This window comes from Coprothermobacter platensis DSM 11748 (genome assembly GCF_000378005.1).
Lineage (GTDB): Bacteria > Coprothermobacterota > Coprothermobacteria > Coprothermobacterales > Coprothermobacteraceae > Coprothermobacter > Coprothermobacter platensis.
In genome coordinates this window covers 609,645-630,918 of the sequence record NZ_KB899040.1, presented here as the reverse complement: position 1 = coordinate 630,918, position 21,274 = coordinate 609,645, and the positions used below count along the sequence as shown (strand labels likewise).

17 protein-coding genes and 8 tRNA genes are annotated in these 21,274 nt (G+C 41.9%); 2 read left to right on the top strand and 23 right to left on the bottom strand.

What is annotated here, in order from left to right:
* Nucleotides 1-4: 4 nt before the first annotated feature.
* The 12 genes from recA to D890_RS0103405 all read right to left on the bottom strand — a co-directional run bounded on the left by recA (nucleotide 5) and on the right by D890_RS0103405 (nucleotide 9,570).
* Nucleotides 5-1,039 (bottom strand): recombinase RecA, encoded by a 1,035-nt coding sequence (recA, locus tag D890_RS0103460; RefSeq protein ID WP_018963136.1) that lies wholly within the window; start codon nucleotides 1,037-1,039, stop codon nucleotides 5-7.
* A gap of 21 nt (nucleotides 1,040-1,060) precedes the next feature.
* Entirely contained in the window at nucleotides 1,061-1,585 is a 525-nt protein-coding gene (gene thpR, locus D890_RS0103455; protein WP_018963135.1) for an RNA 2',3'-cyclic phosphodiesterase, read from the bottom strand.
* The gene (locus tag D890_RS07575; RefSeq protein ID WP_245533169.1) at nucleotides 1,582-2,025 is read right to left on the bottom strand and encodes a CinA family protein; all 444 of its coding nucleotides are present in this window, start codon (nucleotides 2,023-2,025) and stop codon (nucleotides 1,582-1,584) included. The genes thpR and D890_RS07575 overlap by 4 nt, the downstream gene beginning before the upstream one ends.
* Nucleotides 1,976-3,250, bottom strand: a complete 1,275-nt coding sequence (locus tag D890_RS0103445; protein ID WP_018963133.1) for a MiaB/RimO family radical SAM methylthiotransferase — start codon at nucleotides 3,248-3,250, stop codon at nucleotides 1,976-1,978. Before D890_RS0103445 ends, D890_RS07575 begins: the two co-directional genes overlap by 50 nt.
* Complete coding sequence (locus tag D890_RS0103440; RefSeq protein WP_018963132.1) at nucleotides 3,247-3,873, bottom strand: hypothetical protein; 627 nt, start codon at nucleotides 3,871-3,873, stop codon at nucleotides 3,247-3,249. Before D890_RS0103440 ends, D890_RS0103445 begins: the two co-directional genes overlap by 4 nt.
* Nucleotides 3,857-6,163, bottom strand: a complete 2,307-nt coding sequence (lon, locus tag D890_RS0103435) for an endopeptidase La (RefSeq protein ID WP_018963131.1) — start codon at nucleotides 6,161-6,163, stop codon at nucleotides 3,857-3,859. The genes D890_RS0103440 and lon overlap by 17 nt, the downstream gene beginning before the upstream one ends.
* On the bottom strand, nucleotides 6,156-7,409 hold the full coding sequence (clpX, locus tag D890_RS0103430; protein WP_018963130.1) for an ATP-dependent Clp protease ATP-binding subunit ClpX: 1,254 nt from the start codon (nucleotides 7,407-7,409) through the stop codon (nucleotides 6,156-6,158). Before clpX ends, lon begins: the two co-directional genes overlap by 8 nt.
* 5 nt (nucleotides 7,410-7,414) lie before the next feature.
* Entirely contained in the window at nucleotides 7,415-8,011 is a 597-nt protein-coding gene (clpP, locus tag D890_RS0103425) for an ATP-dependent Clp endopeptidase proteolytic subunit ClpP (RefSeq protein ID WP_018963129.1), read from the bottom strand.
* A 3-nt stretch (nucleotides 8,012-8,014) separates the two neighbouring features.
* Nucleotides 8,015-9,262, bottom strand: a complete 1,248-nt coding sequence (locus tag D890_RS0103420; RefSeq protein ID WP_018963128.1) for a trigger factor — start codon at nucleotides 9,260-9,262, stop codon at nucleotides 8,015-8,017.
* Between the two features lie 60 nt (nucleotides 9,263-9,322).
* A tRNA-Leu gene (locus D890_RS0103415) sits at nucleotides 9,323-9,408 on the bottom strand.
* Nucleotides 9,409-9,416: 8 nt separating this feature from the next.
* Nucleotides 9,417-9,492: transfer RNA gene (locus tag D890_RS0103410), tRNA-Lys, on the bottom strand.
* 2 nt (nucleotides 9,493-9,494) lie between these two features.
* A tRNA-Lys gene (locus D890_RS0103405) sits at nucleotides 9,495-9,570 on the bottom strand.
* Between the two features lie 83 nt (nucleotides 9,571-9,653).
* Between D890_RS0103405 and nadE the strand changes: the two genes are divergently transcribed.
* The gene (nadE, locus tag D890_RS0103400) at nucleotides 9,654-10,553 is read left to right on the top strand and encodes an NAD(+) synthase (protein WP_018963127.1); all 900 of its coding nucleotides are present in this window, start codon (nucleotides 9,654-9,656) and stop codon (nucleotides 10,551-10,553) included.
* A 289-nt stretch (nucleotides 10,554-10,842) separates the two neighbouring features.
* A complete protein-coding gene (locus tag D890_RS08055) occupies nucleotides 10,843-11,001 on the top strand; it encodes a hypothetical protein (protein ID WP_245533133.1) in 159 nt (52 codons plus the stop codon).
* A 202-nt stretch (nucleotides 11,002-11,203) separates the two neighbouring features.
* Here D890_RS08055 and D890_RS0103390 read toward each other — a convergent pair.
* The 11 genes from D890_RS0103390 to D890_RS07765 form a co-directional block, all read right to left on the bottom strand.
* A tRNA-Arg gene (locus D890_RS0103390) sits at nucleotides 11,204-11,280 on the bottom strand.
* 7 nt (nucleotides 11,281-11,287) lie between these two features.
* A tRNA-Arg gene (locus D890_RS0103385) sits at nucleotides 11,288-11,364 on the bottom strand.
* An 18-nt stretch (nucleotides 11,365-11,382) separates the two neighbouring features.
* A tRNA-His gene (locus tag D890_RS0103380) sits at nucleotides 11,383-11,459 on the bottom strand.
* A gap of 6 nt (nucleotides 11,460-11,465) precedes the next feature.
* Nucleotides 11,466-11,542: transfer RNA gene (locus D890_RS0103375), tRNA-Arg, on the bottom strand.
* A 4-nt stretch (nucleotides 11,543-11,546) separates the two neighbouring features.
* A tRNA-Pro gene (locus tag D890_RS0103370) sits at nucleotides 11,547-11,624 on the bottom strand.
* 22 nt (nucleotides 11,625-11,646) lie between these two features.
* Nucleotides 11,647-13,362, bottom strand: a complete 1,716-nt coding sequence (locus tag D890_RS0103365) for an NAD+ synthase (RefSeq protein WP_018963125.1) — start codon at nucleotides 13,360-13,362, stop codon at nucleotides 11,647-11,649.
* 95 nt (nucleotides 13,363-13,457) lie between these two features.
* On the bottom strand, nucleotides 13,458-17,168 hold the full coding sequence (locus tag D890_RS0103360; protein WP_026291304.1) for a 5'-nucleotidase C-terminal domain-containing protein: 3,711 nt from the start codon (nucleotides 17,166-17,168) through the stop codon (nucleotides 13,458-13,460).
* A gap of 121 nt (nucleotides 17,169-17,289) precedes the next feature.
* Nucleotides 17,290-18,636 carry a UDP-N-acetylmuramate--L-alanine ligase gene (locus D890_RS0103355; RefSeq protein WP_018963123.1) on the bottom strand — a complete coding sequence of 449 codons (1,347 nt, stop codon included), beginning with the start codon at nucleotides 18,634-18,636 and terminating at the stop codon, nucleotides 17,290-17,292.
* Nucleotide 18,637: 1 nt separating this feature from the next.
* Nucleotides 18,638-19,915 carry a ribosome biogenesis GTPase Der gene (gene der, locus D890_RS0103350; RefSeq protein WP_018963122.1) on the bottom strand — a complete coding sequence of 426 codons (1,278 nt, stop codon included), beginning with the start codon at nucleotides 19,913-19,915 and terminating at the stop codon, nucleotides 18,638-18,640.
* Nucleotides 19,884-20,732, bottom strand: a complete 849-nt coding sequence (locus D890_RS0103345; protein ID WP_018963121.1) for a hypothetical protein — start codon at nucleotides 20,730-20,732, stop codon at nucleotides 19,884-19,886. Before D890_RS0103345 ends, der begins: the two co-directional genes overlap by 32 nt.
* Nucleotides 20,719-21,274, bottom strand: a 556-nt coding sequence (locus tag D890_RS07765) for a lysophospholipid acyltransferase family protein (protein ID WP_169333493.1), incomplete at its 5' end; no start/stop codon positions are given. The genes D890_RS07765 and D890_RS0103345, both read right to left, overlap by 14 nt.

The following is a 21,274-nucleotide window of genomic DNA, read 5'->3' as shown; positions in this document are numbered from 1 at the left end:
GCACTTACTCGTCGCTCTCCACTGGAAGCTCCTGTAGAGTTCCTCGAACAGCTTTTTCTATTTCAGAAAGGCTATCTGGGTGCTCTTCAAGAAAAGATACTGCATTATCTTTACCTTGCCCAAGTCTTATGTCATTATATGAATACCAACTTCCACTTTTTTGAATAACACCAGCAATGATGGCTGCATCTACCACGGAAGCCGTCCAAGATATCCCTTTTCCAAAATAAAGGTCAAACATGGCCGTCCTAAATGGAGGAGCCAATTTGTTCTTTACAATTTTTGCTTTAATTACCGCACCTTCACTGGCATCTCCGCTTCCGCCAATATTTTCTGATTTGCGTAGTTCAATCCTGGCCGAGGCAAAGAACTTGAGCGCGCGCCCTCCTGGAGTTACTTCTGGATTTCCAAACGTGATACCAACTTTTTCTCTAAGTTGGTTAAGAAAGACAATTGCAGTACCGGTCTTAGAAGCTATACCGGTCAATTTTCTAAGGGCTTGTGACATGAGACGAGCCTGCAAACCCATAAATGAATCACCAATTTCGCCGTCCAATTCTGCCTTTGGAACTAATGCAGCAACAGAGTCAATAACAATAACATCTACAGCACCGCTCTTGCTTAGTTCTTCAGCAATTTCCAAAGCTTGCTCCCCATAATCTGGTTGAGAGATATAAAGGTTGTCTACATCGACACCCAGCTTTCTTGCATACACTGGGTCCAGAGCATGCTCAGCATCGATAAATACAGCTGTTCCACCATTCTTTTGAGCATTAGCGATAATATGTAATGCAAGTGTTGTCTTACCTGCTCCTTCTGGACCGTAAATTTCTATTATTCTTCCACGAGGTATGCCCCCTATCCCGAGAGCAAGATCCAACGTGAGTGCGCCTGTGGATATAGTATCTACTTGCATGGTACTTCCAGATTCTCCTAACCGCATTAAAGAACCTTTCCCAAATCTTTTTTCAACATATTGGACTGTCATGTCTAATGCTTTTTGTTTATCACTTTGATTTTCTTTTTCACTTGTTTCCATGGCATTTCCTCCTTATTTTAATTATAAAGCTTTAAGTGGAAATTCTTCGTAAACGGAATATATAGGCCCCTTATTCGTCAATTTTGATTCAAAAAGTACGATTTTGTTAACTGTCCACGTAAAATTATCACTTGGTAGCTTATTAATTATATTGTGTATGGCTGTATTTGAATATTTTATACGTGCCAATGTCACATGAGGAGAAAAACGTGGGTCATTGAGACCTGTTCCAGTACACAGACAATCATGAATAGCATTTAATTCGCTCTTGCCTTTTATAACATCCATGAAAAACACGCGTGGAGGATGCCCAAAAAAGTTATATCCTCCTACAGTGACCTCAAAGGGTAAGAAGGTGCTTAGATCACTTGCAATTGTGCTGATAAAACCCACATCAGAAATGTCACCGAGAAAAAGCATTGTAATATGCAGGTTTTCAGGTTCTACAGCTTTACCTATAACATGAGCCTCCAATTCAGGCTCAATAAAGTTCTTATAAAACGTCCTAAGTTCTTCTGAAACAGGAACACCAAAGAATAACCTCATAAAAAGCTCCTGGAAATTGTGTCCAGAACCCAATAGGCACTAAGAGTTCTATTTCTTAACCGTCCATGTCTGAAGCTCTTTCTCATCGTATGTTTTGACTCGTCTGCAATAAAGCATGCCGTTACTATTCCCCTACCGCTACCAGCTTCAGAAGATGGCCCAAGGTTTCCTACCACTGCAACCATTATGTCTTTCTTCGGTAGTGCCCTTGCCAAAGAAAGAGCGGTATCAGCTGACGTAGGCTCATTAGTATCCACACCTAACATACGTTTTTTTGCATCAACTGTATAAACGACATAACCACTATCGAACACTTTCGATGAACCAGGTAATAATGTAAGCCAGGCCGCCACTTGGCCGCCTGTACATGATTCTGCTACGCTTACCGTTCTATGAGAAGTTATTATCCTTTTCGCCTTTTTTATGGCCAATGAGTACACCAGGTTCTGCTTTTTCCACAACAACCTCCACCATCTCCCCGGGCTCGGCGTTGCCTTGGGCAACAACGATACCATCAATTTCTGGCGCCTGTCCCCACATGCGCCCAACAAAACTACCGTCACTGCATGCTTCTACCAAGCACAAAACACTTTTCCCTATATGTGTTCTTTCCCATGCCACTTGAAGTTGAAGTGCTACGTTTTCTAACACATTCTTATGCTGCTGTATTTCTTCTTCGCTCAGTTTCTGTGGCAATTGGTAAGATGGCGCTTCCTCTTCGTCGGAATAAGCAAATACACCAACATGATTCAATTTACCTTCTATTATCAAATCTATAGTATTTTTCAAATCGTCCTCGCTTTCCGTTGGAAAACCTGCTATAAGCGAGGTACGCTTTACATTTTCTGGAAATACTTCATCAACCAGTTTTAATGACTCAAGTGCTTTGCTCCGAGAGTAGCCTCTGTGCATCAATTTTAATAATCTATCTGATCCAGACTGCAGAGGTATATCAAAATAAGGCAATATACGCCCATTGTCACGCCATTTACTTAGTAGGGCCTCATTGATGTAGGAAGGATTAACGTACATGATTCTCAACCAAGGTATATCAGTATCTCTAAGTGCGTCGATAAGCATCGATAATGAAGGCTTTCCATAAAGGTCTGTACCCCACGCTCCACTATCTTGAGACACCAACACGACCTCTTTTATACCAATATCTGTCAAAGTGTTTAGTTCATCCAATATGTCTTTTATCGATTTGGACTGCAGAGGTCCCCAAAACTTAGGGATAGTACAATAGCTGCAAGTACCGTTGCATCCTTCAGCTATTGAAACGTATGCGTAAGGAAATGTCAAAATAGAGCCATCCATATTCTTTGCTTTTGTAACAAAGCTATTAACATCCATGCCTTTTATGACCGCATTCATTTCCGGGAGTTCTTTACTTACAGTATCTGTTCCAAAGCGTAGTGGAACGCAACCAGCGAAGACTATTTCTTTATCAGGGTATTGTTCTCTAAGTTCCAAAGCGTTGACAACAGACTCTTTTACTGCATCAGCTATAAATCCACAAGTATTAAGAATTATTACATCTGCATCGTCTGGAGAATATACAACTTCATTATTGGCATAATCGAGTGACTTATAGAAATCTTGCGTACGCACTATATTTTTAGGACAGCCTAACGTTTGTACATAGATTCTTTTTTTCTGGTTCAATACTGGACCACCTTTCTAATTCTTTGGCCCTTAACCAGTGATTGTATAGAAGCCTTTACATCAAAAGCAATGACCTTATGCGAAGAACCGCTGCCATAACCGATGAACAAAGCATCTGAAGGGCAATCCTGAGCAGAAAACACACCTTGTGTTTTTGACCACAAATACTGATTTGTCAAAGCCATGAGCTCATCCTTGGCGCACAATTTCTTATTTTGGATAACAGCCATCGTGCCTTTATAGGTGAGTAGGGTTTCATAGGAAAGATCTAAATATGAATCATCATTAGCAAATGTACCGATATTAACCCATAGAACCCTTTTGTCTGATGTTATGGGTTTATTTGAGACGAGTATGACATCCGTGCTCAGACCCTGAATAATCTTATCTACATCTTGAAAAGGGTAATAAACCAGCGCCACCACATGCTCACTATTCATTGCTTGTAGGATGTCTGGAAGCTCTTCTACCTGCCATAGATTACCCATGTATGTTTCGTAAGGTAACAGCACTGTATAAACAGGCTTCGACGACTCAACCAGTGCATTCTCAGCAAAGCTTCCAGCAGCAAACAAGCAAATGATGCCAAAAACAGCCAAAAAAACTTTAGCTATTCTTCCCAAAAACGATATCCACCACCTGGTCAACCGTATCCACAAAGTAGAATTTCACTTTTCTTTTTACTTCATCACTTATTTCTTCCATGTTGACTTTGTTGTCCTTTGGCAGAATAACACGATTCAGCCCAATGCGATGCGCAGCCAATACTTTTTCCTTAACGCCGCCTATGGCGAGAACTTTACCTGTAATAGTTATCTCTCCTGTCATCGCTAAATCATTGGGAACCGGTTGCTTCTTAAGTGCACTCACCATAGCCGTGGCAATGGTTATTCCCGCTGATGGGCCATCCTTCGGAATTGCACCCTCAGGAGCATGTATGTGTATGTCATATTTTTTATAGAAATCTTCATCTATACCTAAATCTTTTGCGCGACTACGAACATAAGTCAATGCAGCCATTGCTGATTCTTTCAATGTTTGTCCTAAACTTCCAGTTAGAATAAGTTGACCTTTACCTTTTACAACCTGGCACTCAATGAGCATTGTCTCGCCACCGAATTCTGTCCAAGCAAGACCGGTAACGACACCAATTTCGGGTTTTTCCAAAGATTTACCGTAGTGGAATTTAGGTATGCCCAAATATTCTTCTACATTTTTTACACTAACACGTGAATGAGAGATGTTACTCTCCAGTTTTTCGACAGCCATCTTTCGAAGAATATTGAGCAGATTTCTCTCCAAATTACGTACTCCCGCTTCACGCGTATATTCACGGATTATTTTTAGAATAGCTTGATCGGAAAACGTAACTTCGTTTGCGGAAATACCGCTTTGTTCATACAGTTTTGGTAATATGAATTGCTTTGCAATGTGAAGCTTTTCATCTTCCGTATATCCCGGGAGTCTTATAACTTCCATTCTGTCCAGCAATGCAGGCGGTATAGAATAAAGGTTATTTGCTGTAGTGACAAAGAAAACCTCTGACAGATCAAAAGCTACTTCCAAATAATGGTCTTGGAAAGCATAATTCTGCTCTGGATCTAATGCTTCAAGCAAAGCAGCTGATGGATCACCCATAAAATCTGACGAAAGTTTATCTATCTCGTCCAGTACGAACACAGGATTCTTTGTCCCTGCTTGTCTTATACCTTGAATTATGCGACCAGGCATAGCTCCAACATATGTGCGCCTATGGCCGCGTATTTCCGCTTCGTCTCTAATGCCACCCAAAGATACACGGACAAGTTTTCTGTTTAAAGCTGTTGCTATTGCTTTCGCAAGGGAGGTTTTTCCTACACCAGGAGGACCGACCAAGCAAAGAATAGGAGCCTTTGGGAGCTTTGAAAGTTTCTTAGTAGCTATGAATTCTACGATGCGTTCTTTTGCCTCTTCCAAACCATAATGACTTTTATCAAGTTTTTCCTTCACTGCGTCGATATCATCTTCATCGTCTGTCCTTATGTTCCACGGCAAAGAAAGAAGCCAATCCAAGTATGTTCGTATAACAGCAAGCTCGGCCGAATATGGAGGCATACGTTGCAGCCTGTCCAACTCTTCTTCAGCTTTTTTCAGCGCGTCATCTGGCATACCACTTTCTGCGATGCGCTTCTTATACTGCTCGATCTCTATGGTTCTTTCATCCTTCTCCCCTAATTCTTCTTGTATGGCTTTCAGTTGTTCTCGAAGGATGTATTCTCGTTGATTTTTCTCCATTCTCTCTCGAACAGTTTCCTCAATCTCTTGAGATAATTTCAAAACTTCAATTTCTCTCAAAAGTAATTGAAGAACATGTTCAAGACGTTCAGGAATGGTCAATATTTCAAGTATTTTCTGTTTTTCTTGATAGCTTATGAACATGTTGGCAGCTATCATGTCTGCAATCTTGCCAGGGCTATCCAAACCACCGATGCCAGCAACTACTTCCACAGGAATTCTTCCTGACAGGCGCGCATATTCTTCAAAACGTGCCACAGCGGCTTTTACAAGCGCTTCCGTCCGCGTTGGATCTCCCTCTACTTCGGCAAGTTCTTCATATTCGGCTTCCAGATAATCACCATTGTCAGAAACCGTGGCTTTTACCCTCGTTTTAGCTTCAATAACAATTCGGACAGTACCATCTGGAGCCCTGAAAATTTGTATAACTTCGCCTTGAACACCTATATCATACAAATCGTCAATAGATGGGTCGTCAGTGTTTTCATCCTTTTGTGCAAGCAAAACAACTTTCTTGGAGCCGTTCATTGCTTCTTCTAAGGCTTTTATGCTTTTGGGCCGCCCAATAAGCAATGGCAAAACTATACCCGGAAACATTACAACATTCTTTAAAGGAATTACAGGTAGTTTTTCACTCATAATTTGCAACACTCCTACCTTCGGCTAGATCAAGTTCTGTTAGGAATATGGGTTCTTCCCCTTTTAAGCATTTCGACGTTATTATCACTTTCTTGATTTCCGGTTTTTCAGGAATATCGTACATTAAATCGGTAAGCGTTTCTTCCATAATAGAGCGCAAGCCACGAGCTCCCATGCCTCGTTTTTGCGCTTCTTGTGCCACCGCTTCAACTGCTTTATCAGTAAATTCCAGCTCGACACCATCCATGGCAAAAAGTGCCTGATATTGCTTCACCAAGCTGTTCTTTGGCTTCGTAAGAATCTCCACCAAATCAGCGTTTGACAACTCATGGAACGTGGCAATAACAGGAAAACGCCCAACAAATTCTGGTATCATGCCAAACTTGAGTAAATCTTCAGGAATTACTTCGTCAAGAATGGCATTACTATCCAAAACTCTTTGTTCTGACATAAAACCCACAGTACGGCGTCCAAGACGTTGCCTAATAATGTCATCTAACCCCTCGAAAGCTCCACCTACCAAAAATAGGATATCAGACGTGTCTATTTGGACAAACTCTTGGTAGGGATGTTTGCGACCACCCTGGGGTGGAACATTGGCGAGTGTCCCTTCAACAATTTTTAGCAGTGCTTGCTGAACACCTTCGCCAGATACATCGCGCGTTATAGAAGGATTTTCGCTCTTGCGCGCAATTTTGTCTATTTCGTCGATGTACACAATGCCATACTGGGCTTTTGAAATATCCCAATCTGCAGCCTGGATCAACCTAAGCAATATGTTCTCTACATCTTCACCGACATAACCAGCCTCCGTCAAGCTCGTTGCATCACTTATGGAAAAAGGAACATTCAACAGTTTTGCCAAGTTTTGTGCTACATATGTCTTGCCTGTACCCGTAGGACCGATGAAAAGAATGTTGCTTTTACCTAAATCTGCAGCTATGCGATCGCCTCTTAGTTTACTTCTCACACGTTTGTAATGGTTGTAAACAGCCACCGAAACAATCTTTTTAGCATGATCTTGACCAACCACATATTGGTCCAAGAAACTCTTTATTTTCGATGGTGTGGGCAGTTTCCCGTCAAGAGCGGAAAAATCTGCAGATTTCTTTTTGTTAGCGTCCAGCAGTTTGTGAGCATCTTCTACACAGTAATTGCAAATATATAGGCCATTAGGCCATGCAAGCATTTGATCAACTTCATCCGCTGTCCTACCACAAAAAGAACATCTAATTTCTTTCGGCATAAGTGCTAATCCTCTTTCCCAGGACGCTTGGTTATAACTTGATCAATGACACCATATTGCACAGCCTCTTCAGGAGTAAGAATAAAATCGCGGTCTGTGTCCTCTAAAATCCTGTCAATAGGCTGACCCGTATGATGACTCAAAATCTCATTTATACGTTGTTTGATTCTTACCAACTCTTTTGCTTGTATTTCGACATCGGTGACTTGACCTTGTACACCACCCATAGGTTGATGCAACAAAATACGAGAATTAGGAAGCGCAAAACGTTTCCCCTTTGCACCCGCTGCCAACAAAATGGCTGCCATACTTGCAGCTTGGCCAATGCACATTGTAACCACATCTGGTTGGATGTATTGCATCGTATCGTAAATAGCTAAACCATCTGTTACTACACCACCAGGAGAATTTATGTACACATAAATGTCTCTTTTAGGATCTTCTGCTTCCAAAAAAAGCAGCTGTGCTATAACTAATCCAGCCATCTCAGGCTCAACTTCACCGTTGATGAAAACAATTCTGTCTCTAAGTAACCTCGAATATATATCGTAACCACGTTCGCCGCGAGGCGTTTGTTCTACTACATAAGGTACTAATGGCACTTGTTAACCCTCCTCTTTATCTGCCGCTACATCGACCTGATCGTCACTACCTTCCGATGCAGCAACGGTACCGATTTTTTCTTTCAATGCATCTATTAACTCCTGAATCTCAAGCTCATACTGAGCTTCCTGTCTATTTATACCCTGGCGAGTTTTCATATATTCAGATACTTCTGTGTTTTCAGCTTCTATGCCCATAGAGCTCTTTAAGAACTCCAGTATGAAATACCGCCTCAGTGATTTATTAACGTTATTCCTTATCTCAGTCAAAACTTGGTCTGGTGTTTGCTGCATTTGAGCAGCGTAAGATTCAAGAGTGAGCCCTCGTTCATTTAACATATTCATAAATTCTTCATAGCGGTGATCGTACTCCTCTTCAATCATGGATGTCGGCAATTCCAAGCTAAGCTGCTCAGCGATTTTATCCAGAATATCGTTCAGCCACCCATCCACATATTGATCTGTCTTGTAACGGCGAATTTCATCTTCAGCAGCGTTTCGAAGTGCTTCTGCGTTATCAAACCCAAGATCAGATGCAAGTTCATCAGTAAGCTCTGGTTTTACCTTAGCTTTTATGTCTAATAACTTTATTTTTATTTCAGATTGGCCATCAGGCGTCTTCATTGTTTTCTCTTCGCCCACTGTCATCCCTTTTAACAATTCGTCAGTACCTTCAAGGAACTCTTCTTTTCCAATTTCAACAGTAGTCCTCCTCGGTTTAAGAGGATTACCCTGTTCATCCAGTAAAGACCATTCAATTTCAGCAAGCTGACCATCTTCAGGTTTTTCGCTATCAGTACTTCTTATAACTGCCTGATCTTCGAGAAGATGATCCACTACTCCTGCAACCTCATCCTCATTCACTTGCTGCTCTTCAAACTTGGGAAGAACCTCGAAGTTTATTTGCTCAAACTTAGGCTGCGGAAGGAGTTCCACAGATATTTTTACAAAACCCTTGTCTTCTTCAATATTTGCTTCTTTTACAAGAACTTTATAAATAGGAGCGTCGAACTGTGAACCTGCGTTATCCAATATGTCATCGACCATTTCGTCCACAATCAGTTCTTTAAAATAGCTTGGGTTAACGTAATTCTTGACCAAGCTGACAGGTGCTTTGCCCTTTCTAAATCCGGGAATCTGAATGCTCTTGGCTAACTTTTCCAACGCTTTATTTTGAAGGGCTTGAAACTTCTCTCCGTCGTAATTTTCTTCAACCATGACCTCCACAGAAGAAACTTTGTTTAAGTTCATGTCAGACCTCCTCCGATAATGTCAACTACTTTTTCAGATTTAGGAAAATAAAATAAAAAATGGTGCGAAGGGCGGGATTTGAACCCGCATGGGTTTAGCCCACTGGATCCTAAGTCCAGCGCGTCTGCCAGTTCCGCCACCTTCGCACCGTCTTTGGTGGGCTGTACAGGACTCGAACCTGCAACCCACGGATTAAGAGTCCGTTGCTCTACCTATTGAGCTAACAGCCCAATGGTGAGCCCGACAGGATTCGAACCTGCGACTCCCGCCTTAAAAGGGCGGTGCTCTACCTGCTGAGCTACGGGCCCAACCTTTTTAAATAGTATCACAACTTCAAAATACTGTCAACAAAATGCTTTAATGAACATTTTTGTAGCATATAATTCAGTTTATGGGTGTGGATGCTAGGAATGAAATAGATCGCATAGTCTCTTTCTTGAGGTCTTCGTTAGAACACTATAAGAAAGAAGGTTTTGTTGTCGGAATCAGCGGCGGATTAGATTCTGCTGCTGTCTTAAAACTTTTGCTCCAATCAGTCGATAGGAGCAAAATACAGGCTTTAGTGCTACCGGAAAAAGACACTCAGAAGTTATCTACCTCATTGGCATTAGATTTACTGAAAGCCGAACATGTTGATTACAAAGTCTTGTCTCTAACTCCTGTCTTGCGTTATATCGGCATTTATAGAGATTTACCACTTTCTTACATTCCAACTCGCTCCTTGCGGGAAAGACTTGTTAGAAAGTATTACGACAACTATACGAAGGAACTCGGTAAGCCAGTGTTTTTTGGCCAGAATGACTATATTTCAAAACCGTTACCCTACTTCTATCAAGGAATTGCATATTACCGTATTAAGCATAGGGTGAGAACCGTTCTCCTTTATTATTACGCTGAACAATTGAATTATCTTGTAGCGGGCTGTACTAATTTGACAGAACGACGTTTAGGCTATTATGTCAGGTTCGGCGATGATCTAAGCGATATCGCTCCTATAGCCCATCTTTACAAGACCGAAGTAAGGCAGCTATCTCAACTGTTGGGAGTTCCTAAAGAGATCTTAGATCGTCCACCTACACCTGACTTGCTCCCCGGCATAACAGATGAATACTCAATGGGTGCCACATATGACATGTTAGACGGAATACTAGTCGCCTTAGACGCAGGTTTATCATTAAAACTGATAAAAGAGAAATACCCAGAAAAGTTAGTAGACCTTGTCCGTGAACAGATCGGAAGAACAATAGAAGAGCAAGAGAAACCGTTAATGCTCGAACGACTTCAAGAATGATTTTTCGTGTCCCACATATCCATACCTATCATGCAGTTAAGTGACATAAATGTTACAAGCCACAAAGTCAGAAAATAACGTGATTTCAAAAAGTTTAGGTATTTTTCGAGTCGTAAAACTCTAGATCTTAGCTATTGTTGTTTCTTTGGTCCTCTTTCAAATTTCTTTCTGGTAAGAATAAACTCAAGTATTCCAGATGAACGATATTACGAAAACGTGAAAAAGCGAGGGCATATACTTACCCCCTGCCTACTGGGAAGTTCTTATGCTATCTTTAATGCTCACGCTTATGATAGAAACAGCCATATTAGGGCATCTTTTTCTCAGTTTGCCTGCAATTTGCAATGCTTCACTAAGCTTAGCGTATGTTGTACTTCAAAAAGCTGGATTAACACAAGAAGTGTTAGCAATCATGGAACACGTTCGATGGGAAAAATCGTTAGGTTAGAAGCTGGAATCTGGCTGTTTTTCGTATTCAGGTCCGCAAAACCAAGAATGTCATCGCTACATGAAATCCTTCTTTAGTCGTAAAATACCGTTGGGGTTAAGGTATTCAGGCAAACTCTAAACTATCGCAACACAGGGCTGAACACATTTCCCATCCCCTGAAACAATGTCCATTAATGTACCTCAAGAATTCCTAAGAATGCTGGCGCGCCTGGAGGGGCTCGAACCCCCAGCCTGCGGATCCGAAGTCCGCTGCTCTATCCAATTGAGCCACAGGCGCACATTTGTGGTGAGCCCGACAGGATTCGAACCTGCGGCCTACAGCTTAGGAGGCTGTCGCTCTATCCAACTGAGCTACGGGCCCAACAATGAGAACATATTATGGGGTGAGCGAGGGGACTCGAACCCCCAGCCCCTAGATCCACAGTCTAGTGCTCTAACCAATTGAGCTACGCTCACCATAAGTGGTGAGCCCGACAGGACTCGAACCTGCAGCCCTCGGCTTAGAAGGCCGATGCTCTGTCCAGTTGAGCTACGGGCCCATCGTGGTCGGGGCGGGCGGATTCGAACCGCCGACCTCTTGCTCCCAAGGCAAGCGCGCTAACCAAACTGCGCTACGCCCCGCCCGCAGTAATTTATTATACCATCAATCTCCTAACGTGTTCTCCTTTGGCATAAATCCATTAACAATCGGCATACGCCAGCCCTTACCAAAACTTCTGGGAGAAATCTTTGGTCCCACAGGCGCTTGTTTTCTCTTAAATTCGCTTCCTTTTATCATCCGGAGAATTTTGCTTACGACTTCATTGCCATACCTTTGCGTTAAGTTTTCGATTGGAATATTACTGACCATGTAATCATTGATGAATGCATCCAGTATGTCATATGGAGGCAAAACATCTTGGTCTTTTTGGTCCACATTTAACTCTGCAGATGGAGCCCGAGATAATATGCGCTCCGGTATCACAGGATTTAGATCATTTCTATAACGTGCCAATTGATAAACCTGAGTCTTTAGTACATCCTTGATAGGAGCAAAACCTCCAGCCATATCGCCATAAATTGTTCCATACCCAACAGCAGCTTCACTTTTGTTGGAGCATGACAAAACCAAGTAACCAGTAGCATTGGAAATGTAAAACACAATATTTGCTCTTATACGCGCCTGAAGATTTTCGTCAGCGATGTCGAAAGACTCCTTGTGAAGTTCATTCCTAAGTGTGTTGTCAAATGTTTCAAAAATGCTATCAATACTCAAAACCATGAGCGGTGAATCGAGATTATCGCTAAGCTTTTTTGCATCCTCGAGTGAGTCCGGACTATTAAACCTTGTCGGCAAGTAGATGAGCTTAACACGATCAGCACCTAGTGCGTCCACGCTCATCGTGGCAACTAACGCGCTATCGATTCCACCCGAAACAGGGACGATAACACCTTTAAAGCCCTGTTTTGTGACGTAGTCTTTTATACCCATAACGAGCCCTTTATATATATTAGCTATAGAATCAATTGGAGCTTCTACGAGGTCGGAAATAGGCTTCTCATCTGAAGTCTCCATAGGAACATCAAAACAATGCACGATGCTGTTAGATTCATTTGCCAAGAATGAACTGTCATTGTGCAAGATATCATTACCACTGGAAGCAGGCACATTGACCAAAGACAGAGATTCTTCGAATGATGGCATAACTGCTTGAATGTCACCGTCATCGGACACGACCACGCTGGCTCCGTCAAAGAGCAGTTCATCTTGCCCTCCCACCATATTTAGGTAAACAATGCTTACCTTTGATGTCTTCGCCATGTGCCTAATGAGGTTCAATCGACTTTCCATCTTACCATGTTCAAAAGGTGATGCGTTTATAGAAATAATGGTTTGCGCTCCCTGAGATGCTTCCCACTGAGCAGGCCCGTCGGGCCTCCACAGGTCTTCACACACAATGATGCCCACTGTATGATTAACAAATCTTATGATGGTTCCGGTCTGCCCTGAACTAAAATACCTCATTTCATCAAACACATCATAATTAGGTAAAAATACTTTTCGATGGGTACCGATAATATGGCCGTTGTTTATTACAAAAGCTGCATTATACAGCTCCCCATTTGTATGCTCGGGACACCCAATGATGACAGCTTGGTGAGAATTAACAGCTTTAGCGATTTTTGCTACGGCAACCTGACTTTCTGCAATAAAGTCTTTATTGAATAGCAAATCTTCAGGTGGGTATCCTGTCACACATAATTCCGGAAAAACAACTATATCCGCGGTGCTGAGTTTCTCAATACAACCAAGAATCTTTGTTGTATTGCCTTGAATGTCTCCTACCTTTGGGTTTATTTGCGCTAATCCTATTTTCATAAGCTTGATTATATAACAAAAAGGAGGGAAGCCTCTTTGAATGGCCTCCCTCCTTTTTGTTAAGGTATGCGATAAGGAACGCTAATTACACCTTTTTAGGGAATGATTGTTATGCGCCCTACTATATCGTAATCAATGGTCTTACCTTGCGCCGTCATCTGTTTAAACGCATCAATTATGGCATCACGTACTACCACAAAAGTGTTAGTAATGTTAGCACCATTCTTAAACTGAGCAAAGCCATCTCCACCGGTAGCTAAGAAGTCATTGGTAGCAATCTTGTAAACGCTGTCTTCGCTAAACGTCTTTCCGTTCTCAAAAGTGATACTAACTACCCTCTGGCCAATTGGTTTGCTCGTGTCACACGTCCAACGTATACCAGAAGGCTGAAGCTGACCCTTACTAACGCCATTTGCATCAGATTCCCCTTCTTTAAGGCAAGAACGTTCTAACAAAGCCTTCACATCTGTTCCTTTCAGGTCCATTACCACAACCGTGTTGTCGAAAGGCATAAGCTGCCAAATGGTACCAACAGTGATAGTCCCAGTTGGAATATCGATGCGTATACCACCAGCATTCTGGAAAGCTGCGTCAATGGTAGCGCTCGTAGCTTTTTCTGCAGCATCAAGAATTATATCTGATGTCAGATCACCTAAATTCGATTCGCCATTGTAATTTCTTGTTAGTCCATTTTTTGTATATCCAATTTCGGTACCGAATACTGGACCAACTTGATCGTCATATTTCTTTATAATTGCAGCAATATCTGGCACTTTTGTATTCTCTGTAACAATAGGCGCGATTAATGTTGCCGTATTCATGAGTGTGCTTCCAGTCAGTGTATCGTACAGAATTCCGATACCGCCTATCCTTCGACCATTATACCAAGCTTGAACAGTAGGAACACCGTCTACATAGCCAGCAACAGATGTGTGGCTGTGCCCAGTTATAAGCGCATCTGGTTTATAGCTTGCAATCTGTGTTATAGAGTCGCTTATAGAATTGCCAGTAATGGATCCTGTTTTCGCGTCTTGGTAAGCGCTGTCATGTGCAACGACGACGACCAAATTAGCTTTATCTTTTAACTCTTTAATATATGGTTCAACAACTGTAGCACTCTCAAAGCTTAAGCCCCCGACTATTGAAGGATGAGCAGTTATGGATGTTTCAGCCGTTGTGTAGCCGACGACACCCACTGTCAAGAATCCTTTTTGGATAACAGTGTCAGGTTGCGCCCAGTCAACAGGCTTGCCGGTTGCTTTTTCATAGATATTAGAAGAAATTATTGGGAAATTCGCCTTGCTCATGTTCTGCTTCAGTACGTCTATGCCCCAATCAAATTCATGGTTACCTATAGTCATGGCATCTACACCTAATGCATTGTGCAGTGCAATGAGGGGTTCACCATGAAGAGCAGTGGATGTGCCTGTACCCTGCATCAAGTCACCAGCGTCAAAGAAATAAGTATAAAGTGGATTTTCAGACCTATATTTGTTAACATACCAAGCTATCGTTTCATAGCCGCCAACAGTTGCTTTTAGCGAACTATCGTTGTAGAAAGTGCTGATATTGCCATGAAAATCATTAATACTCAGTATGCGGACGTTCGGGAATCGACTCCAGTGAAGCATGTTGACCAGTTCGCCTTCAGTTATGATGTCCTGAGGAGCGATTTTCCCATCACGGGTCTCAAGCCAACCGAACTTTAATGCAGCAGCCACATATGGACGCGCCCATGCGGATACTTGGTCTTTATCTGAATAAGTTGCCAAAATCGAAGCAGTTTCTTCATCACTTGGCAACTTGTTGGCAGCCTTTAACCCACGTAAAGCTACTACCACGGCTTGTTCTCGTGTTAGCTCGTTATTAAGCCTAACGGTACTATCCCCGTACCCTGCATACAAACCTGTCTGGAGTAGAGGCTTTACGCAGCTATTGGCATTTGGATCCAAATCCGTGAACGGTGGAATAGTTGCAGTGGGTGTTTCCGTCACATACACGGGAGTAAAGAAACATGCTGCGCTCCCTCTTGTGAGTGTTGCCGTAGGCCCTTCATACCCGCTATAAAGGGTTTTTGTTTGGTCAAGCGTAGCGTAGTCATTCACAACGGTGGATGTGCTGTAGAGTAGATAAGTAGGCGTTATAGACCAGTTATTATCCGTTTCTGGAGCGATCGTTTTCTTTTCTTTAATGTATTGAATTATGTAATCGGTTATGGGATAGTCACTTTCCCACAATTTTTCTGCGCCCTTCAAAGCAGTATTTCTCATTCCTTCGAATCTGTAGTTATTAATGGCGATAGTGTAGGTAGCATTCATCTGCAAAGGCTGGCCCTTGTACATCAAATCTACGACACGATCACCGGCAGGTCTCGTTACATCTATTTTGTAATCGATACCATCAGCAGCATCATAGTTGTAAGCACGGAAATTGGGGTCGGAAGATATTTTAGCGCCATTGAGCGGATCATAGCTGTAAACAAAATACTTAGCTGATGCTTCCAACAAATCTTTGATCATTTGACCCGTAACATTTGCCTTGTAAAGCGTGTTTGCATATATGTAGAGGGCATTAACATCTTTTACAGTGATTGGGCCCTTCTTAAATGTTGGCACGTTAGTAGGCAATATAGCTTGGATAGCTATATCGGTTCCTGCTGCCCATTCCATAGCTTTTAGCTGCAAATCGAAATAGGCATTATCGGATACACGTGCACCTAAGGAATCCAAGGTTGGGAAGTCTTCTGTAAATTCACCTATGGGTGTACGAATGTCCTTCAATACTTCTTCTTGCTCGCTGGCAAGCATATCAACGATGTTCTTATCTTCTTCATAATCTTTCATATTAACGGTGGTGCCGGTTGCTTGTGAAACCTTCCATGTACCATCATCTGCTTTTGTAACGGTAATATCAATTCTTCCCACCGCGTTAGCCCAAGAATTAGGCTGTACGACAGGTACCGTGGTACCAAAAGGTGTTTTTATCACTTTAGCGAACTGTGAATGGTCATGTCCAGACAAAACTGCATCTATCCCGGGAACTTTCGTTACAACCGAGTAAATAAAATTCTCCGGATACTCTCTTGTACTCTGGACATTAGTTTCAGGATCGTACTCAAGGCCAGAATGACCTGCTAAAATCACGACATCAACTTTTTCCTGATTTCTCAGTATGTTGACGTACTTGCTAGCAGTTTCAACTGGGTCTATTAAGTCTGCACCTTGCAAATTAGATGGCTTTTCAACTTTCTTCACGACAAGTGTAGTCAATCCAAGAATCCCTATCTTTACCCCATTTCTCTCCACAACGACATATGGTTTGAAATAAGGTTCATCTGTTCCCGCTTTAACTACATTCGCGGAAATCACTGGAACATCCAATGATTTAACAAAGTTTGATAGTGTGTCCATACCAAAATTGAATTCATGATTCCCAAGGACGACAGCATCGTACTTTAGGTAGTTCATCACCTTAGCCATAGGGTTCACTGTAGCTGTCAAGTAGTTTTCTACCATTGGTGTTCCCTGTAGAAAATCGCCGTCATCAACGAGTACTGTGTTAGGATTTTCTTTGCGTACTTGGCTTACGTACGTTGATGCCTTAGATAAACCGTAGTTAGCGGAAACTTTGTCTGTGCCATAATCATAAGCTAAAATGTGACCATGCACATCTGAAGTTTCCAACACGGTAATCTTAACGTCTTCCTGGGCATTTACGTTCATAGGGATAACGAAGCCGATAACCATAGCGAGGACTAAACCCAAGGAAAGAACTCTCTTTAAGGTCTTACCATCCAAAATTAACACCTCCTCCAATAAGCTTGTGTACATAGGTTGTTACTTTTAAAATTATACGACGCTTGGTTAAGAAAGGGTTAATGATTTTACAAAACGAGGCTGTAAAACTGAGTATCTACCGAGTATTTTTTCATTTGTTAATGGAAAAGAAATCTTCTGCCCAATTACCTATGTTTCCCAGACCTGCAAATAATACGACATCGAAATTCGACAGAATTTTTGGTAAGAATTGGAATAGTTCTTCTTTATCAGGAATAAAGTATTTTTCTTGCGTTACAACATCTTCGTACATGCCGTAACTGCTTATATCTTCATGTGGCTCATCTGAAGGATAGATTTCGGTAATCACGACATGTGGCCACTTCGATAACTCCTCGACAAAATCTGAGAAGAGTAGCTTATACCTGCTATAACGATGAGGTTGAAATACCAGCAAAACATTCATGTTGTTTTTCTCGAAGACTTCTCTTAATGCTCTGAACTCCGTGGGATGTAATGCAATATCAACCATGATTTCTGTTTTGCCCAACGTACCAAGTATCTGTTGCCTACGGCGAGGTGTTTCAACATTTTGGAGGGCATCAGCAGCACGTTTTGGATCGGCTCCTGCCATTACCATAGCAGAAAAAGCCATACCTAAGTTCCAACCATTATGCTCACCGAAAATTTTATTGTTCAAAATAGTAAATGTCTGCTGATTATATTTTAAATCGATTATCGGATGAACACCTTGTAATTTAATGGAATCGATACAAAAGTCCGGTGCGCCATAGCCGTACCAATAGAGCTTTCGGCTACGCGGATCCATGTTCTTCAATAGCGAATCGTTGTAATTCAACAAAGCTATACTGCTGTGTGGCTGACCATTGATGTACTGTTGCATCGTAGACGCTAGATTTTCCATACTACCGTAGAAAGATAAATGATCATCGTCCAAATTAAGAATAACCTTAATAGAAGAAGGAATTCTCAACAAGCTACCGTCGCTTTCGTCAACCTCACCTACCACTGGGCCATTACCCAGTTTTGCATTGCCTCCTAATGCATTAACAACGGCTCCTCCTATAAATGTAGGCTCGAAGCCAATTAAGTCCAAACCCTGAGCAATAAAACCGGTAGTAGAAGACTTACCATGTGTTCCAGTGACGCTTATAGAAAGCTTGTCATCCATCAAATCAGACAGTATCTCAGAGCGATGTAACAATGGCACATGCATTTCCATAGCTGCTTGGAACTCAATATTATTGGGCTTTATAGCTGATGAAAAAACGGCATAGTCGACACCATTCAAATGGCTCGCATTTTGACCTACAAGTACACGAACATTGTGTTCTTGTAAATCCTTTTTGGTCATAAACTGCTCTTGAACGTCGCAACCAGAAACGGTTGCACCTTTTTCAGCAAGTATCTTAGCTAATGCACTCATACCCATTCCACCTACCGCAATGAAATGGTATGATGCATTCCAACTAACCATGCTATGATTTCTCCAAAATGACTTTCGGAAGCGCCGTTTTTTGTCCCATTCTCTTCTTTAGTTCTCTTCGCAAGAATGTTAAAAGATTACCTGGCATTTCCATTTTGTTTGCAAAAATCTTAACTACAGCAGGCAGCGTTGATACCTGAACAGCATAGTAGAATTTATATCCGCTGACCAGCTCCTCTAATGGTTTGATAAGTTCTGTGAGCTCACGAGACTTAAAGGTTAATTCCAAATCGTATTGAGCCATACGAATGGCAGTTCTTATTTTGTCGATATTGTAGCCTTGGATAGCCGACGCAGGAACAACAGCGTTCCGGTTTACCCAAGGGAATTTCTTTGTAAAAGCATCAGACAAGACCTTGGCAGCCTCTTCTGGATTCTTCGCCAAATCAATTTTGTTCAGAACTGCGATATATCCTATACCTTCTTCTTCGGCGATGCGTATAACCTTCTCATCAAGTGCTGTAAGCCCCATGGGTGCATCTACCACATGAAGAAGCACTTGTTGTCTTCGCAGCCTATTCTCAAGCCGCTTTACAGCGAGCATTTCCGGTACAGTAAGACGCCGCAGATCGCCTTTTCTTAAACCAGGCGTATCTGTTACTTCAATTGAGGTGTCTCTTATGTTTATTGTTTCAGATACAAAGTCTAAAGTGGTTCCAGGCATGTCAGAAACTAAAACTCTTTCTATGCCCAGAAGTTTGTTCATGAGTGTCGATTTACCGGCATTGGTTCTGCCTATAACAGCTACATGAAACGAAATATCCTTGACTGGTTCCTCTCTATCATCATCTGAAAGAAAATTCCACATTAAATCAAGCAAATCACCAGTATTCCTGCCTGTTGTCGCAGACACTAATTGTACGTTTTCAAAACCAAGCGTGTAGAGCTCATGGCTCGAAGGGTCTTTCAGAAGATCCATCTTATTTCCGATTACTACAGTGGGCTTGCCCATCTTTCTTAAATCAGTTGCAATATCATATTCCACTGTGGTAAGCGGTCTACTAGCGTCTACAACAAACAAAATGACATCTGCATCTTTTGCAATGCTCAGTGAACGACGCCAAAAGGATTCTAAATCTGATTCGCCTCGGTATAAACCACCCGTATCGACAAGTTCGAAATAACGCCCTCTCCACTCAGTTATACGTGTGAGATAGTCACGTGTTACTCCAGGTTGATCATATGTCAATGCATCACGACCGCCCACAAGACGGTTGAATAAAGAGGATTTCCCAACATTAGGAGCTCCGATAATCACAAATCTTTTCATATGCGCTAACTATTCTATCATATGCGTCATAAACAACGTAAAGAGGAGTAGATGCTCCTGCAATAATGCCTACGCAACTAATCTTTTGTACAAATTGCTCTATTTGAAGTAAATCTAAAGTGAGTAATACTTTTTTGTGGGCTTCCTGAGCCTTAATAGCAAGATGTTTAGTATTTGCGCTGGTAGAAGAACCGAGGACAACAAGCGCATCACAGTTTTCTATAAGTTCATCTAGTGCTTTTTGCCGCCCTTTTGTAGCAAAACATATGGTATCTACTACTGAAAATCCTTCATTTCTAAGGTCTTGAAGCACACGAGGGTCTGTAGTACTTTGAAAAACAGTAGGGAAACGTGGATCTATTGCCTTCCCATTCTCTCCTGCCAGGATGTAAGAATCATTCGGAAGGTCAGATAAAAGCGCAACTACCTCTTGATGTTTTGGATCACCAACGATGTTAACTTTTCCAGCACTAATGACCGTCTCTTTTGCCTTCTTGTGGACAAATAGGACTAGCGGACACACAGCATCCACAATATGGCAACCTTTATTTTTTAATTCAGCCACTACATCTTTCGACGTGCCATGAGCTGACAGGATCACCCAACAGTTATCAGGAATATTTTCCAAATGCGGTTCCAGAATCAGCCCTTGTTTTTGCAGGTCTTGCATGACTACTTCGTTATGGACCAATGGGTGTATGCAATACACAGCATCATGTTTCTTAAGAAGTTTCTCGCATATTTCTATGCTGCGTTTGACACCAAAGCATGGTCCTTGAGGAAAAGCAAGATGTATCTCCTTATTACATTCCGTCATACGCTGTCTCCATACTACTCTTAATCATATTAGCAATGGCATTTTCTCTCATACCCAAAGTATCTACGGGAAACACAGGCTCTAGGAAAGAAACACTTACCCGACGTCCAAAGAAAGAATCCGGCGTAAGCCGTTCCAGTCCTTTTATAACGACGGGAACCACTGGAGATATTCGTTTGCGTAAAAAATAGAATGCCCCACTTTTAAAAGGTCCCATTACACCATCTGTGAAGATTTTTGCTTCCGGGTATATAACTACAAGTTTTTCCTTAGAAAGAAGTCTGTTTATTGTTTTTATCGTCGTTATATCTGGGGTATCTCGAGTAATGGTAACACCGTTTAAGGCATGAAGAAGAGGTCCCATTATGCTCATCAGTTCTTTTTTTGCAACAAAGTAAGCAGAGCGCGGCAAAGAAGCGGCAAGGCACACAGGGTCCCAGGCACTGGTATGGTTCGGGGTAAGTATCCATCTTCCATATGTGAGTGGTTGTTTCATGTCCACTTCTACATGGAATAACCCTTTTACTATCGGACCCAACACA